Below are 1,469 nucleotides of genomic sequence, written 5' to 3'. Positions count from 1 at the left end.
AAACGCAAACGTATTAATGACCGAAAAGGCATTTACTTCTTCAGCAATAGACCATGTGACAGGTTACCAACATACAACAGCTATAGATATTGAACTAGCTGATGCTGTTTTAGGTAAGCCGCTTGAAGCAGGTATAGATAGATTAGGTGTACCATCAGGCCTTAAAAAATTCATGCTCTCAAAAGAAAAGCCAGCTTCCATATATGCTGGTGCGGTAGCAGGGCAATTGCATGAAAGCGCACCTTCATTCAATACTAAGTTCTCAGATACAGAAGGGTATCGTTTTGGAGTTTCTGCGGGTATGAAATTTAATGGTACTGGGCCTCTGCTGGTTACTGACTCATTGAGTTATGCACCTAATGTAACAAGTTTCTCGGTAAATTTAGGTATATTTGGTAAAACCGTTTTTGCACTTAATAATTTTTTTCATAAGGAGTAAGTAGTGAATGGTAGCTTAGTTTGGGACCCAATTTATGAAGTTGGGGGGGTGGTAGGGGACGAATATTTGTTAATTTTCACACTAGTTATAGTTTGCTTTTTCCTTACTAACGTTAGACATGAAAATAAGTCAATAACAAAAACAGGCTTAACTTTGATGGCAGTATTTTTATTAGGAATAATTATTAATAGCCGTTTAGAGGTATTAGCGAGAAGTGAAGTTTTAAATGAAAGCATAAGCGTAACCGTTTTAGAGGGTGAATTAACAAAGGCCGATATAATTACTACTTATGACCCGGAGATAGGTGAGAAAGTTACAATTGAAAACGTTGAGTTATTTAGACCTAGTCCAACTCGTCACTCACCTAGTGGTTGTTGGGGTAAGAATATAACAAATTCTAAATATTTCTCTCTAGGAGATGAACTTAGAATACACTACATTTTACTTAAGGGAGAAGGGCCTACAGCAAGAGTCAATGGAAAAGATCAATCATTAGATATTCCTTGCATATTAAAAGTAGAAAAAAGAAGTAACGCGTAAATAAAAATTTAAAGTGGCACTCGACCAAATTCGGCTAGTTATTTTAGCTAGCCGAATTTGGCAGCGAATAAGATGGGACAGGCACAAATTTCTTATTGTGAAAGTAAATAAGCAAACCGTGCTTTATTGGTCAGCTGATAACGTTATTAAGCGTTGGTATCAACTTTACAGTGGTGATTTATTGGTAGATAGATATGTCAGTGAAGAAGTACTCGATGATGCCACGATGACTTTCTTCAATGAAATAGTGTCAATTATGCTGCATAAATAATGTGCTGCATAAACACTAAATAGGGATTTTTTCGCGACAAAGTCAGCTCTAAGTTGTCGCAAATATTCAATTATTTGATCGTTGGAGCCGTCATAATGTGACTTAATATTTTTATAGTTCACGATGGATGAATCGAAGATGATCAGACAATATAAATAAGAAGATAGTGAGTTAGTTCTCGATATTTGGCTTCAAGCATCAACCCCGAATTCAAGTTCT

Annotated in this window: 3 protein-coding genes; all 3 read left to right on the top strand. The window is 36.1% G+C overall.

The annotated features are described in order from the left end of the window. On the top strand, positions 1-439 hold a 439-nt coding region (locus tag J8L98_RS24400; protein WP_210998653.1), incomplete at its 5' end, for a hypothetical protein. A gap of 3 nt (positions 440-442) precedes the next feature. Continuing rightward, the gene (locus J8L98_RS24395; protein WP_210998652.1) at positions 443-979 is read left to right on the top strand and encodes a hypothetical protein; all 537 of its coding nucleotides are present in this window, start codon (positions 443-445) and stop codon (positions 977-979) included. A 97-nt stretch (positions 980-1,076) separates the two neighbouring features. After that, a complete protein-coding gene (locus J8L98_RS24390) occupies positions 1,077-1,250 on the top strand; it encodes a hypothetical protein (protein ID WP_210998651.1) in 174 nt (57 codons plus the stop codon). Positions 1,251-1,469: the final 219 nt, after the last annotated feature.

Source organism: Pseudoalteromonas sp. MMG013 (assembly GCF_018100885.1).
In the GTDB taxonomy this organism is placed as follows: Bacteria; Pseudomonadota; Gammaproteobacteria; order Enterobacterales; family Alteromonadaceae; genus Pseudoalteromonas; species Pseudoalteromonas aurantia.
The sequence above is the reverse complement of the archived record's forward strand: the minus strand, read 5'-3'. Positions and strand labels throughout refer to the sequence as shown.